The sequence below is a fragment of the Micromonospora sp. NBC_01796 genome (assembly GCF_035917455.1).
Taxonomy (GTDB): Bacteria; Actinomycetota; Actinomycetes; order Mycobacteriales; family Micromonosporaceae; genus Micromonospora_G.
In genome coordinates, this window is sequence record NZ_CP109078.1 from 4430379 (window position 1) to 4444507 (window position 14129).

10 protein-coding genes are annotated in these 14129 nt (G+C 73.1%); 6 read left to right on the plus strand and 4 right to left on the minus strand.

The window, feature by feature from the left end; all coding sequences use genetic code 11:
* Positions 1–30 precede the first annotated feature (30 nt).
* The 4 genes from OIE47_RS20435 (at position 31) to OIE47_RS20450 (ending at position 5349) form a co-directional block, all read left to right on the plus strand.
* On the plus strand, positions 31–1230 hold the full coding sequence (locus OIE47_RS20435; RefSeq protein ID WP_326556145.1) for a DUF1015 family protein: 1200 nt from the start codon (positions 31–33) through the stop codon (positions 1228–1230).
* An 84-nt stretch (positions 1231–1314) separates the two neighbouring features.
* Positions 1315–1785, plus strand: a complete 471-nt coding sequence (locus OIE47_RS20440) for a ribose-5-phosphate isomerase (RefSeq protein WP_326556146.1) — start codon at positions 1315–1317, stop codon at positions 1783–1785.
* A 180-nt stretch (positions 1786–1965) separates the two neighbouring features.
* Positions 1966–2814: an ABC transporter ATP-binding protein gene (locus tag OIE47_RS20445; protein WP_326556147.1), complete on the plus strand. Its 849-nt coding sequence runs from the start codon at positions 1966–1968 to the stop codon at positions 2812–2814.
* A gap of 3 nt (positions 2815–2817) precedes the next feature.
* Positions 2818–5349, plus strand: a complete 2532-nt coding sequence (locus OIE47_RS20450) for an FtsX-like permease family protein (protein ID WP_326556148.1) — start codon at positions 2818–2820, stop codon at positions 5347–5349.
* A gap of 13 nt (positions 5350–5362) precedes the next feature.
* On the opposite strand, the gene OIE47_RS20455 is transcribed toward OIE47_RS20450, so the two are convergent.
* Together OIE47_RS20455 and OIE47_RS38035 are read right to left on the minus strand one after the other, a co-directional pair.
* Positions 5363–9319, minus strand: coding sequence for a S8 family serine peptidase (locus tag OIE47_RS20455; RefSeq protein ID WP_442792179.1), 3957 nt, complete (start codon positions 9317–9319; stop codon positions 5363–5365).
* A 684-nt stretch (positions 9320–10003) separates the two neighbouring features.
* Positions 10004–10453, minus strand: coding sequence for a hypothetical protein (locus tag OIE47_RS38035; protein ID WP_442791973.1), 450 nt, complete (start codon positions 10451–10453; stop codon positions 10004–10006).
* A gap of 223 nt (positions 10454–10676) precedes the next feature.
* Between OIE47_RS38035 and OIE47_RS20465 the strand changes: the two genes are divergently transcribed.
* Positions 10677–11216, plus strand: coding sequence for a hypothetical protein (locus tag OIE47_RS20465; RefSeq protein WP_326556150.1), 540 nt, complete (start codon positions 10677–10679; stop codon positions 11214–11216).
* Positions 11217–11282: 66 nt separating this feature from the next.
* Here OIE47_RS20465 and OIE47_RS20470 read toward each other — a convergent pair whose 3' ends face one another.
* Complete coding sequence (locus OIE47_RS20470) at positions 11283–11768, minus strand: RidA family protein (RefSeq protein ID WP_326556151.1); 486 nt, start codon at positions 11766–11768, stop codon at positions 11283–11285.
* Between the two features lie 289 nt (positions 11769–12057).
* Between OIE47_RS20470 and OIE47_RS20475 the strand changes: the two genes are divergently transcribed.
* Positions 12058–13203, plus strand: a complete 1146-nt coding sequence (locus OIE47_RS20475) for a glycosyltransferase family 2 protein (protein ID WP_326556152.1) — start codon at positions 12058–12060, stop codon at positions 13201–13203.
* On the opposite strand, the gene OIE47_RS20480 is transcribed toward OIE47_RS20475, so the two are convergent.
* Positions 13169–13999: a polysaccharide deacetylase family protein gene (locus tag OIE47_RS20480; RefSeq protein WP_326556153.1), complete on the minus strand. Its 831-nt coding sequence runs from the start codon at positions 13997–13999 to the stop codon at positions 13169–13171. The genes OIE47_RS20475 and OIE47_RS20480 overlap by 35 nt on opposite strands.
* Positions 14000–14129 lie beyond the last annotated feature (130 nt).

A 14129-nucleotide genomic window follows, 5' to 3' on the forward strand; every position in this document is an offset into this window, starting at 1 on the left:
GCTCCCGGTGGACCGGTAGCGTCACCGGACATGACGGTCGTACACCCGATCAACCGGGCCTGGATCACCACCGGCGGCACCGGGGCGCAGAACTACGACGAGTTCGCCGACGACGCGGAGATCACCGCGATCATCGAGGCCAACCCGCACAGCGCCCTCGCCATCGAGATGCCCCACCGGGCGCCGGAGAGCCTCGGTCGCTCCTTCGCCGAGGCCCTGCCCGAGGCGGTCGCCCGGCTGGCCGAGGCGAAGGCCGACGGCAGCTACACCCCGGCCGACCGGGTGGTGGTGCTGTACCGGATCAGCTCACCGGTCGACGAGCCCGGTTACGGGCTGTTCGCCCTGGTCGACACCGACGAGATCTCCACCAGCGCGGACGAGCCGGGGCTGGTGATCCGTAACGAGGACGTCTTCATCGCCAAGGTCCGGGAGCGGGTGGCACTCGCCGAGGCGACCGGGCACCTGCTCTCACCCGTACTGCTGCTCCAGACCGGGCGGGGCGACGAGCTGCACGCCGCGCTCGCGGCGGCGACCGACGCGGCCGGGGCGCCCGCGGCGACCGACACCGACCAGGCCGGGCGGACGCACGCCATCTGGCTGCTCGGACCGGGACCCGCCCAGGACGAACTGTGCGCGTTGGCCGGCGCCGGTGAACTGGTCGTCGCGGACGGTAACCACCGCAGCCTGGCCGCACAGACCGGCGGCCTCCCGCGTTTCCTCAGCGTGATCACCACCCCGGCGTCGGTGGCGATCCAGCCCTACAACCGGCTGGTCAGCGAGCTGACCAGCAGCGCCGAGGACCTGCTCGGTCGGCTGCGGGAGGCGGGCGCCCGGGTCGAGCCGGTCGCCGGCCCACCGGCGGTACCGGCGGCCGGCGAACCGGTCCAGCTCTACCTCGCCGGTCAGGCGTACACCGTCACCCTGCCGGCCGGTCCCGGCAACGTGGTGGAGAACCTCGACCACGCCCTGGTCGAGCGGGTCCTGCTGCGCGACGCCCTCGGGCTGGATCCGGGCGACAAGCGGATCACGTACGTCGGCGGCGACTACCCGGCGCAGTGGCTGGCCACCGAGGTCGACTCCGGTCGGGCTGAGCTCGCCGTCCTGATCGCCCCGGTGACCGTGGACGACTTCGTGGCGGTGAACCTGGCCCGGCAGAAGATGCCCCGCAAGAGCACCTGGTTCACCCCGAAGGCCCGTGGTGGCCTGGTGCTGGCGGAGCTGAAGGCATGAGCCGGACGGGCGCGGGTGTGAGCCGCGCCGGCTTGTCGGCGCCTGCGCGTCGCCACCCCGGTGCGGGCTGAGAGACTGCCTGTCATGCGCGTCTACCTGGGATCCGACCACGCCGGCTTCGAGTTGAAGGTGCACCTGGTCAACCACCTGGCCAAGCAGGGCTACGAAGTGGTTGACGTGGGTCCGCACGTGTTCGACCCGGACGACGACTACCCGGCGTTCTGCCTGCACACCGGCGACAACGTGGTCGACGACCCGGACAGCCTCGGGGTGGTCATCGGCGGCTCCGGCAACGGCGAGCAGATCGCCGCGAACAAGGTCGCCGGGGTACGCGCGGCGCTGGCCTGGAGCGTCGAGACAGCCCAGCTCTCCCGGCAGCACAACGACGCGAACGTGGTCGCGGTCGGTGCCCGGCAGCACACCCTGGACGAGGCGACCGCGATCGTGGAGGCGTTCCTCACCACCCCGTTCTCCGGCAACGAGCGGCACGCCCGGCGGATCGAACAGGTCACCGAGTACGAGGAGACCGGCGCCCTGCCGCACCTGCCGTCCTGACCCCCGCCCGTACACCCGAACCGTGGCCGGTGGCCGTTGGAGCAGCATCGCTCCGGCGGCCACCGCTTGTTGGTGGTGCCTGCGCTACCCCGGATGGGCAGTGGGCTTCATTGAGGCGGGTCGCTGACCTCCATACCGTCAGGGAGTCCCCAGTGAGACTCTCTCCGGAAGGCACCCGCCATGCCAGCGACCTCGACCGACGATGCGGTCAGCATCGAACGTGTCAGCAAGACGTACGGCGGTGAGCAGCCGGTCGTGGCGCTGGCCGACGTCGACGTCCGGTTCCTCCGAGGGACGGCGACGGCGGTGATGGGCCCGTCCGGCTCCGGCAAGAGCACCCTGCTGCACTGCGCGGCGGGCCTGGACCGGCCCACCTCGGGCCGGGTACGGATCGGCGCCACCGACCTGTCGTCCATGTCCGAGAAGCAGTTGACCAAGCTGCGCCGCACCCGGATCGGGTTCGTGTTCCAGGCGTTCAACCTGGTGGGCGCGCTGACCGTGGAGCAGAACATCCTGCTGCCGTCGCGGCTGTCGGGCCACCGGCCGGACCGGGCGTGGCTGGACGAGGTGATCGGTCGGGTGGGCCTCGGCGACCGGCTGCGGCACCGGCCGTCGGAGCTCTCCGGTGGCCAGCAGCAGCGGGTCGCGATCGCCCGGGCACTGGTCGGCCGACCCGAGGTGATCTTCTGTGACGAACCGACCGGTGCGCTCGACACGCAGACCGCGGCGGAGGTCCTGACGTTGCTGCGAGCGGTGGTCGACGAGGCCGGGCAGACCGTCATCATGGTGACCCACGACCCGGTCGCCGCGTCCTACGCCGACCGGGTCGTGGTCCTCGCCGACGGCCGGATCGTGCAGGACATGCCGCAGCCCGGCGCCGAACGGATCGCCGAACAGCTGGCGCTGCTCGGCCGCCGGCAACCGGTGGGGGAGCAGCCCGTCGCCGGCCGGCAGCAGGTGGGCGAGCGGCCCGTCACGGGCCAGCAGCACGTCGACAGCCGGCAGCCCGCCACGAGCCGGGAGGGCTGAGCCGTGTTCGGACTGGCCGCGCAGATGCTGCGCTTCCGCAAGGGCAGTTTCGTGGCGACGTTCGTCGCGCTCGCCGCCGGCATCATGATCCTGATGGTGTGCGGGCTGCTGGTGGAATCGGGGCTGCGCTACCACGGCCTGCCCCAGCGGTACGCCGGCACGGTCGCCGTGGTCGCCCACCGCGACCTCACGGTGCCCGGGCCGGAGATGTTCGGCGAGACCGAGCCCCCCACCACGGTGGCGCTGCCCGAACGCGGCGGCGTCCCGGACTCGCTGGTCGCCGCGATCGCCGCGGTGCCCGGCGTGGCCGGCGCCGTGGGTGACCGTTCGATCGTGGCCACACTGGCGGCGTCGCCAGGGTTGCCGACCGCCGGCCACGGCTGGGGGAGCGCCGCGCTTGCCCCGTACCGGGTGGTCTCCGGCACGCCACCACGGTCCGACGGTGAGATCGCCGTCGACGCCCGGCTCGCCGCCGGCGGGGGACTCGGTCCGGGCGACACCACGACCATCATCACCGGGGGGAGCACCCACGAGTACCGGGTGACCGGTGTTGTCGACACGGCCGGCACGGACGGCCCGACAGCGGCACTGTTCTTCACCGATGCGCTGGCCGCCCGGCTCGACCCGCACCCGGGCCGGGTCGACGCGATCGGCGTGCTCGCCGAGCCGGGCGCCGACCGGTCGGCCGTGATCGCTGCGGTGCGCCGGGTGGCGGCCGACGCGCAGGCGAAGACGTACACGGGGGTCGAGCGGGGGCTGGCCGAGCAGCCCGAGGCGGCAGCCGCGCGGGCGCTGACCGTGGAGGCCGGCTCCGCGTTCGGCGGCTACGCCGCGATGATCATCATCTTCGTGGTCGCCGGGACGGTCGGCCTGTCGGTCCGGCACCGCCGCCGCGACCTCGCCCTGCTCCGGGCGATCGCGGCGACTCCGGGACAGGTGCGGCTGATGATCCTCGGCGAGGTGGGCCTGCTCAGCCTGCTCGCCGCCGTGGTCGGCGTACCCGCCGGTTTGGCCGCCACCGCCTGGACCAGGGACCAGCTCGTGACCCGGGGGTTCGTCCCCGACACCTTCACCCTGCGCGGCGGCGTCCTGTCCGCGCTGGCGGTGACCGTGGCGGTGGCCGCCGTCGCGCTGGTCTCCGCCTGGATCGCCGCGCTGCGTACCACCCGGATCCGGCCCACCGAGGCGCTGGGTGAGGCGGCCGTCGAGCCGGCCCGGGGCGGCCGGACCCGGCTCGTGTCCGGACTGGTGTTCCTGGCCGGTGGGGTGTCCCTGATCGGTCTCACCGGCGCCACCGACGGTCAGGCCGCGATGGGCGCCGCAGTGGGCATGCTGTACACGTTCGTGCTGGCGATCGCGCTCCTCGCGCCGTGGATCAACCAGGCCGCCGCCCGGCTGCTCGCGCCGGTCCTGGGGACCGTCTGGGGCAACAGCGGATACCTTGCCGCCGCGAACCTGCGGGCGAACGCGCGCGGCATGGTCGCCGTGCTGACCGCGCTGGTCCTCTCCGTCGGGTTCGGCGGCACCGTCTGGTTCCTCCAGGACAACCTGGAACGCCAGACGGTGCTCCAGAGCCGTGACGGCACGCTCGCCCAGCAGGCGCTGATCGGCGGCGGCGGTCTGCCCACGTCGGCCGCCGAGCAAGCCCGCCGGATTCCGGGGGTGCTCGCCGCGACCGGGGTACGCCGCACGTCGGTGATCGTGCCCAACACGTTCGAGGCCCAGGCGGTGGTCGCCCAGGGCATCGACCCCCAGGGTGCGGACCAGACCATGGACCTGCGCGTACGGTCGGGAACCCTCGCCGACCTGCGTACCGACACCGTGGCGGTGTCCAGCTCACAGGCGGAGTCCTCGGGCTGGCGGCTCGGCGGCGACGCGCGACTGTGGCTCGGCGACGGCACACCCGTCACCCTGCGGATCGTCGCGATCTACGACCGGGGCTGGGGATTCGGTGACGTCACCCTGAGCACCGAGACGCTCGCCGGCCACACCGTGACCGACCTCGACGACCACGTCCTGATCCGTACCGCACCGGGCGCCGACGTCGGCGCGGCCCTGGCCGACCTCGCCGGTGGATACCCGGCGAGCACCGTGATCGGCACCGACCGGCTCACCAGCGAACTCGCCCGGGACCTGGCGATCAGCGCCTGGCTGAACAAGCTGCTGATCACCGTGCTGGTCGGGTACGCGGTCCTCGCGGCGGCCAACACGTTGAGCATGGCGGCTCTGGCCCGTACCCGCGAGCTGTCCCTGCTGCGGCTGGTCGGGGTGACCCGAGGCCAGGTGAGGCGGATGGTCCACGCCGAACAGGCCGGCCTGCTCGGCGTGGCGATCTCCATCGGCGCGGCGATCGCGGCGGTCACCCTCTCGTCGATCGTCAACGCCGTCGCCGGGCAGCGCATCCCGTACGTGCCGGCCCCCGGCTGGATCACCATCGTCGCCGGCACGGTCACTCTCGCGCTGGTCGCCACGATGCTGCCGATCGGCCGGGTGCTGCGTACGCCGCCGGTCGAGGGGATGGGCATCCGTGAGTAGGCCCCCCGGTCCGTCAGAGGCCGCCGACGCGGGTTCCGCAGGGGCGTACCGGGTCCAGGGTGAAGTCGACCGTCGAGACCAGGCCGGCGGTCACCACCTGCCGCTTGCCCTGCGGCTTCCAGCCGTCCTGGGCGACGATCATGTCGTACCGGCCCCGGGGCAGCCAGATCGCGTACCGGCCCCGGTCGTCGGCGCTCACCGTGTAGCCGGTGCCCGGATCGCTGGCCAGGTTGATCTGCACCGTCGCCGGCACCGGCACCGGGTCGCCCGTACACGGCTGGCCGAGCACGGTGCCCTGGATCTTGCCCCAGCTCGGTGGCGGCGCGACGTTCGTCCGGATCGCCACGGTCGGCGTCGGGTAGGGGACGTCCGCCCGGATCCCGACCGCCGCGGCGTAGCCGCCCGGTTGGTCGACCCCGTTCGCCGGGGTGGCGGTCAGGCCGACCGTCACCACCTTCGACTCGCCCGGTGCCAGGGGGAAGGCGCCCGGCGCCAGGGCCAGCCACGGTACGTCGAGGTTCTCGTCACAGGACTCCAGTCCGCCGAGCCGTTCCGCCTCCCCGGACGGCTCCCACGGTTGCGGCATCCCGCCGAGCTTGTACGCCCCGCACGCACCCGCGCCCCGGTACTGCGCGAACTGCGACGCGGGCAGTTCCCGCCAGCTACCCAGCGCCGGGTTGTACGCGATGGTGCGGTTGGTGATCGCGTCCTGGTCGGCGAGGATCCCACCGTTGATCACCAGCAGCCCGCCGGCGGCGGCGTACTGGGAACCCCAGAGGGCCACCGGTGGTACGGGCAACGGGGTCCAGGCGTCGGTCGCCGGGTCGTAGACGTACGCGTCGTTGGTCGGTTCGTCGGCGCTGCCACCGGCGCAGTAGACCTTGCCCGCGACGCCGGCGCAGGAGACCCAGGAGACCTCGCGGGGATAGGCGGCCCCGGTACGGAACTCCTGCGTCGCCGGGTCGAAGATCACCAGATCGGCCGACCTTTCGCAGGACGCGTCGACACAGCCGCCGACCAGGTAGACCCGGCCGTCGACGACCGCCGTGCCGGCGGCGGCCCGGGGGGCCGGGTTCGTCACCCCGGAAAGCCGCTGCCAGGTCCCGCCGGTGCTCAGGTTGTAGACGACGACGTCCGGCAGCGGGGGTGCGTTCCAGTCGTCCTCGTCCTCCTCCCAGCCGCCGACCACGTAGATCCTGTCGCCGTACACCGTCACCGACGGCTTGGCCCGTCCGATCGGCAGGTCCGGCAGGGGACTCCAGGTGTCGGCCGTCGGGTCGTACACCGTCACCTGGCGGGCGTTGCCGATCCCGATGCCACCGCCGACTGAATAGACCTTCCCGTCGAGCACCGCGGCAGCGTTGTCGAACCCGGCCGACGGCAGGTCGGCGATCCGTTGCCAGCTCTCGTCCTCCCCCACCGTTCCGGTTCGCGCCCCGGCTCTGGGCGCGGCCGGCGATGCGAACGGGCCCGGTCGGCTGATCCGGGAGGCCGTACTGACGCCGGTGAGCTTCCGTTCGACCAGTGCCGCGCCGGGCCGGGAGAGCAGGTCGAACGTGCCGGGCCGCTCCAGCAGTTCCACCTGCGCCGGAGCGGTCCCGGTGTTGGTCACGGTCACCGTGGCGGTACGGGTGCTGCCGTACGGCTGGTGCATCTCGACACCGCCGGAGCTGACCGTGAGCCGGCCCGCCCGGAGCGCGAAGTCGGCCCGCCTGACGGCGTTCGCGACCACGGTCACCCCCGCACCCGCGGTGGCGTACGCCGACCGGCCGGCCCGGAACTGGAGGCTGCCGAGACGGTCGGAGAAGAGCCAGTAGAACCCGTCGGGCAGGTTCGGGTCGTCCGAGGTGGCCGCGGACAGCCCGTACGGGTGCCCGGGCAACCAGTCGGCCCGGATCACCCGGACGCCGTTGAGTGCCGTACCGGTGTTGTGGTCGGTGGTGAACCCGACAACCAGGCCGCCCGGCACCGGCTCGCATCCACCACCGGCGGCGGCGCGGTAACCGGGGGCAGTGCAGTCCGCGCCGACCGGCACGGCGATGTTCGCGGTCCGGCCCGTGGCCCCGACCTGGAGCGCGGTGGTGACCGGCGGGTAGCCGGGGTACCGGGCGGTGGTGGTGACCTGGTAGGTGGTGCTGCCGGGCACGGTGAAGCTGAACGCGCCGGTGAACGGGTCGGTGAAGACCGGGCCGCCGGGACGGCCGGGGATGTCGATCGCGGCGTACAGCGGCCAGCGGTGGCCGGAGCCGTCGCTGACCCTGCCCGAGACGGTCACGGTCGGCGCCGCGACCAGGGCGAAGTCGCGGGTGACGGACCCGTCGACGGGAACGGTCACCGGCTCGGTCCGGGCGACGAAGCCGTACGCGGCGGCGGTCAGCCGGTGCTGACCGGCCGGCAGCGACAACACGTAGCGGCCGTCGGGGCCGGTGGTGACCGTGTGGTCGGCGGTGCTGACCGTGGCGCCGCCGATCGGGGCGCCGTCGGCCGCCGCGGTCACCGTCCCGGTGACCTGGCCGACCGGTCCGCGGGGGGCGGCCTTGACCGCCTGGTACGCGTTCAGCCGGCCCTCGCCGAAGGTGTTGTTGTCGTCCACGGTCCCGCCGCACTCGACCGAGTCCACGTCGGTGGCGGTGTTGTCGAGCAGTGCTTCGGTGGCGGCCAGGTCACCGCGCAGCGTCGGCGACGCCGACCAGATCAGCGCCACCGTTCCGGCGACGTGCGGGGCCGCCATCGAGGTGCCGCTGAAATAGGCGTACGCGTTGCCCGGCACGCTGGAACGGATCTCCTGCCCGGGGGCGGCGATGTTCGGTTTGATGCCGCCGTCGACCGTGGACGCGCCCCGGCTGGAGAAGTCGGCGATGCTGTTGTCGATGGCGTACGCACCAGCGGAGTAGGAGTTGGGGTAGTCGCCGGGGGAGCCGGCGGTGCCGCACTCGGGGCCGGCGTTGCCGTTGGAGAAGTTCGGGAAGATCCCGACCGCCCGCCAGGCGTCGACGGTGTCGGCGTACCAGCGGTCGCCGGAGCCGCCGCCCCACGAGTTGTTGACGATGTCGGCGTGCAGGTCGGGACGGGGGTTCTGGCCGTTCGCGTCGGTCGGAGCGAGCACCCACTGACCGGCGGCGAGCAGCGAGGCGTCGGAGCAGCTACTGCTCTCGCAGCCCTTGGCGGCGATCCACTTCGCGCCGGGCGCGACCCCGATCTGGTTCTCCGGGCCGTCGTCGCCGACCATGGTCCCCATGGTGTGGCTGCCGTGCCCGTCGTTGTCGCAGGGGTTGGCGTCGGGGCAGGCCTTGGCCGGGTCGTACCAGTTGTAGTTGTGGTCGAAGCTGCCGCCGCCGAGGTTGCCCCGGTACTTGCCGACCAGCGCCGGGTGTTCGTAGTCCACCCCCGTGTCGATGTTGGCGACCACGACGTCCGCACCCCGTACGCCCAACTCGTCCCAGACCCTCGGCGCCTCGATGCTGGTCAGACCCCACTCGGCGGCGTCGACCCCGGCCCGCGCGACCGGCTTCGCCGGCTTCGGCTCGACCAGCTCGTAGCTGCGCGAGGGTGCGATCCGCTCGACCTCGGGGCGGGCCGCGATGGCGTCGACCAGCGCCCGGTCGCCCTCGACCCGGACCGTGTTGCTGATCCAGTACGCGGTGTGCCGGGCCTTCCGGTTGCCCAGCTCGGCGAGCAGGCCGCGCTGGGCGGTGCGGGCCGTGTCCGTGAGCCGGCGGTACACCTCGGCGGCCCTCACGTCCGGGTTGCCGAGCCGGGCCGCGCCGGTCAGATCGGCCCGCTCCCTCAGGTAGACCAGGAAGGTGGTGCTGGTACGGGTCGCCAGCGCGGCCGACACCTCCGGGCTGACCGGGGCCGCCGCTGTCCGCGTACCGGTGGCCAACGTTCGTCCGCCCGCCTCGGTACGGCCGGCCGGTTCTGCGCCGGCCTGCGCGGGCAGCGCCGTGACGGCGAGTACGGCGGCAAGCATCACGGCGTACCGGTGCCAGAGTCCGCCGCCGTTCCCGCCGGGTTTGGGTTGTGAAGCCGACATCCGTGCCCCCTGCCTGAGGCCCCTGGCCCCAGCGCCGGTGGCGGGTGCCGATCAGGCACGGAGCGACCACCATTGGCACGCCGGAATGTCCGGCTCGGACGGGCTTGGGACACCGTTTTGTGCGGAACGTACGGATCGGATTTACGCAGAGTCACGACTCGTACGGCAACACGAGTGACCGATCTACGACAGCCAGCCAACCCGATCGGCGCCCACCCTCCGGCAACCGGCCGCCCCACCCCACCCGATCGCCCACGCGCCGCACCCCCCACCCCACTCCGCCCTCCCCGTCCCTCCGCCCCGTCCCGCCCCGCCCCGTCCCGCCCCGTCCCTCCGCCCCGTCCCGCCCCGCCCCGTCCCGTCCCGTCCCGCCCCGCCCCGTCCCTCCGCCCCGTCCCGCCCCGCCCCGTCCCGTCCCGTCCCGCCCCGCCCCGTCCCGTCCCGTCCCGTCCCGTCCCGTCCCGTCCCGTCCCGCCCCGTCCCGTCGTCGATCTTGCAGTTGTGGTTCCCGGTAACGCCTGTTTCACGGCTTTTGGGAACAGCCATAACTGCAAGATCGACGACGGGGCGGGACGGGGAGCAGGGGACGGGGGAGCAGGGGGCGAGGGGAGGGGGACGGGGCTAGCGGGGGTTGCGGGGGAGGTCTTCGCGGGGGACCCAGTTGCGGCGGATCACGACCACGCGCTGTTCGGCCTCGGCCAGGTCGGCTTCCGTCGGGCGGGAGGCGTCGCGGGCGCGCATCGCGGCGCTGACGCCCACCTGGGAGGCACCCGAACCGATGAGACCGCGCAGCCCACGCTCACTGTCCCGATCGTCGCCGCCGTGCCCGCCGCTGCCGCCGTGCCCGCCGGTGCTGCTGCGGCTTCCGCCGGTCCCGGGGCCGTGGGCCGTGCCGCCGGTTCCACCGCTGCGATCGGTGCCGGACCAGCGGCGGGGGGCGTCCTGTTCCGGGGTCGGGTCGTGGACCTCCGAGGTGGTCGCCGTCCGGCCCTCGGTGGTTGGCTCGTCGCCACCGTCGGGACCGCCGGGATTGTGTCGGAGCCGGCGACGCCGACGCTCGGGATCAGCCATCTGCCGACCGTACCCGTCCGGCGGGCCACCTGGGCGATCCAGCGCCGGGCGGTCCATGAACCCCGATTCCGAGCCGGTAGGCGGACGGTCGGCGGGCCACCCGGGTCGCCCGATCTTGCCGGCGGGGAGGTGGTCCATCGATGCCGGCGCGGCGGATGCTTCGCGGGCTGGTTACCCTCGAATCGGGACGGGTCACCGGCCCGATGGGGGAGGACAGGGACAGATGGCAGACCAGACGCAGCCGTGGGCCGAGCAGACCGTCGAGGTGCCACCGCAGCGGGACGGCTTCCGGCGCGGAGTGGCACCGGTCGCTCCGCGGGCCCCGCGTACCGAGCGCAGCACCGAGTCGTTTCCGGTCGCTCCGCACGAGGAGACAGGCACCGGCTGGCCGGTGGTGGACGAGGAGCCACGACAGCGGCTGCCGCTCGCGTACCACCTGCGACAGTTGCGTATCGGCGGGCACTGGAGTGCCCTCGGTGGGCTCTTCGCGTTCGTCTGCTGGGGGATCTGGGCGATCTCGGCCCGTGGGGACTTCACCAGCCCGGTGGTGGCCTTCCTGCTGACGCTGCTGGTGGCGGTGGGCCTGTTCGCCCTGGCCCGGCTGCTCGGCCGGGTCGTGCTGGAGCGGCAACTGGGCCGGGTACGGCGCAGTGCCCGAGGCGCTCACCTGGTCGCCGGGGTGTTCCTGACCGGTGTGGGGGTGGCGTACCTGCGCCAGACCGAGTGGGTGGTCGACGCCTGGAACTGGGTGGCAGGTCTCTGACCCACAGACCTGCCCGGTCACTGCTCCACCCGCCTGCAAGGTCTGCGGCACGACCGGCAGGCGCGCTCAGACGTGCAGGGCCACCTCGGCCTCGATCTCGACCGGGATGCCGAACGGCAGTTCCGCCATACCGACCGCGCTGCGCGCGTGCGCCCCGACCTCCGGTCCGAAGAGTTCCAGGATCAGGTCGGAGCAACCGTTGATCACGGCCGGCTGCTGGTTGAACTCCGGGGCGCTGCGGACCATGCCGAAGATCCGTACCCAGGCCCGGATCCGGTCCAGGTCGCCGAGGGCGCGTTGCAGGCTGCCCAGCATCGACAGCGCGGTCATCCGGGCGGCCTCGTAACCGTCCGGCACGTCGAGGTCGAGGCCCAACCGGCCGAGCTTGCCGCCGATCGAACCGTCCGGATTCTGCGGCGAGTGCCCGGAGATCAGCGCCCGGTCACCGAGGACCCGTACGGGCTGGAACGGCAACTGCACCCCGGGTGGGGGTTGCATCGCCGGCGGCAGGACAAGTCCCAGCGATTCGAGCCTGCGCGCTACCTCGCCCATGTCGTCTCATCTCCGGTTCCCGGTCGCGGCTGCCGATGACCATGAAGGTACCCCGCCGTCGGACGGGGAGCGGTTGACCGGTCGACATCCTCCGGTGAAGTAACACCGCGTCGGGCCGGGTCCGCCCGCGCGAATCGACGGGACAGCGGCGACGGGGCCCGATCAATACGCTGTCGGCAACCGGACGACCGCGCAACGTTGTGGGCGTGCCGGTCGTTAAGCATGTGCCTGATTCCAGGCCAGTCGGGGTCTGACCATCCCGGCCCGCGCTCCCCGGAGGTCGAGACCGGTGGTTCTGCTCAGTGTGATCATCCCGGTGTACCGGGTCGAGGAGTACCTCACCCGGTGTCTGGATTCGGTCCTGCGGCAACCGTTCACCGACCTCGAGGTGGTCGCCGTCGACGACGCCTCGGACGACGGCTGCGCCGAGATCCTGGCCCGGTACGCGGCCACCGAGCCCCGACTCCGGGTGGTCACCCTCGACCACAACCAGGGGCTGGGAGCCGCCCGCAACGCCGGCCTGGCGAGCGCGACCGGGACGTACGTCTGGTTCGTGGACAGCGACGACTGGCTACCGGACGGCACCCTGACCGCGGTCGCCAACCGGCTCACCCAGACCCGCCCCGACCTGCTGGTCACCGGGTTCAGCCGGGTCTACTGGGACGGCCGGGTCCGGACCGAGTCGGTGTCGAGGGCCGCCGGGCCGCCCGGCTCGCCACCGGTGTTCGCGCTGCGGGACCGACCCGCCCTGCTCTCGGTACTGCACATCGCCTGCAACAAGATCATCCGGCGCCGGTTCCTCACCGACCTGGGTCTCACCTTCGCCGACGGCTGGTACGAGGACGTCTCGTTCAGCTTCCCGCTGATGATCGCGGCCGAGCGGATCAGCCTGCTCGACCGGGACTGCTACGTCTACCGGCAGCGCCGTACCGGCGGGATCACCCACACGGTTAGCGGCCGCCACTTCGAACTCTTCCCGCACTGGGACCGGGTCTTCGCATTCCTGGCCGAGCGCCCGGAGATCCCCGCCGAGCTGCGCGGACAGATCTTCCAGCGGATGATCTGGCACTTCCTCCAGGTGCTCGGGCACGCCCAGCGGGTGCCGGCAGCCCGCCGCCGGGAGTTCTTCACCGGCATGGTCGTACGGTTCCGCAAGCACCGGCCGGTGACCGGGTACCAGGTGCCGCCGGGCGCGGCCGGGATCAAGCACCGGCTCGTCGCGGGTGGGGCGTACCGGCTGTTCGAGGCGTTGCGCCGGGCGAACCGGGTCGGCGGCGTACTGGCCCGTCGGCGTACGCCGGTGCGCAGCGGTGCGGGCGTACATCCGGCGGCGACGTCCCGGGTCTGGCCGGCAGGTGAGGTCTCCATTCCGGGCGAGGTGGTCGTACCCCGGAAGAAGGTCAATCCCGGGGAGCTGCCGGACCGGGTGCGCTGAAACGACCGCCGCGCCGCCCGTCCGAGCCTGCGGTACGTCCCGTCCGGCCCCGCCCCGGCCGACGCGGGGGCAGCCCGTGCTCGCCCAGCGGACCGACCCGCCACCCCCGCCGGGCGCACTCGTCCAGCAGGTACGGCAGCGCCGCCAGACTCGACCGCCAGGCACCGGGGGCGGAGGCGCAGTCGGAGTCGTGCAACAGGATCGTCCCGCCTCCGTTCAGCCCGGTACGCAGCGTGGCGAGCACCGAAGCCGGTGTGGCGGTACGGGTCCAGTCCCGCCCCCAGCAGGTCCAGAGCACCGGGCTCAGGGCCAGCCGGTGAGCCGCCAGCAGGGCCGCCGCACTCAGCACCCCGTACGGCGGGCGGTAGAAACGGGGCGTCTGGCCGGTGGTCTCCTGGACCAGGTCCCGCGCCCGCAGCAGGTCATGATGGGTCGAGTACGGCCCGCGCAGCAGCAGGTTCCGGTGCGCCCACCCGTGCACGGCCACCTCGTGACCGGCTGCGGCGAGGTCCCGCCCCACCGACGGCGCGTCGGCCAGGGTGGAACCGAGCAGGAAGAACGTCGCCCGTACCCGGTGGGCGGCGAGTGCCTCGGCGAACCGTGGGGTGGAGGCCGGGTCCGGGCCGTCGTCGAAGGTCAGCGCCACATGGTCGGTGGTCCCGAATCCGCTGAGCCTGGGGAAGAGCCGCAGGCGCAGGCTCGGCAGCACGGTGACCGCCGGTACGGCGTTCGCCACCGCGCCGAGCGTGGCCATCAGCGCCGCCCGCCGCCCCGACCGGCGCTGACCACCGTTCATGCCGTCGGCCCGCCGGGCCCGGGGGTGGCACCGGGCCCGGAGTCAACCGCCGCCGGGCCCGCCTCGAGCCCCCCACCAGCCGTCCTCCACCAATCCACGCCCCCACTTACCCCCTCCCCACCCCCTCATG

Coding starts and splice junctions, on each gene's coding strand:
- OIE47_RS20465 (WP_326556150.1), top strand. CDS start 10,677: ATGGCAGACCAGACGCAGCCGTGGGCCGAGCAGACCGTCGAGGTGCCA.
- OIE47_RS20435 (WP_326556145.1), top strand. CDS start 31: ATGACGGTCGTACACCCGATCAACCGGGCCTGGATCACCACCGGCGGC.
- OIE47_RS20440 (WP_326556146.1), top strand. CDS start 1,315: ATGCGCGTCTACCTGGGATCCGACCACGCCGGCTTCGAGTTGAAGGTG.
- OIE47_RS20480 (WP_326556153.1), bottom strand. CDS start 13,999: ATGAACGGTGGTCAGCGCCGGTCGGGGCGGCGGGCGGCGCTGATGGCC.
- OIE47_RS20455 (WP_442792179.1), bottom strand. CDS start 9,319: ATGCTTGCCGCCGTACTCGCCGTCACGGCGCTGCCCGCGCAGGCCGGC.
- OIE47_RS20445 (WP_326556147.1), top strand. CDS start 1,966: ATGCCAGCGACCTCGACCGACGATGCGGTCAGCATCGAACGTGTCAGC.
- OIE47_RS38035 (WP_442791973.1), bottom strand. CDS start 10,453: ATGGCTGATCCCGAGCGTCGGCGTCGCCGGCTCCGACACAATCCCGGC.
- OIE47_RS20470 (WP_326556151.1), bottom strand. CDS start 11,768: ATGGGCGAGGTAGCGCGCAGGCTCGAATCGCTGGGACTTGTCCTGCCG.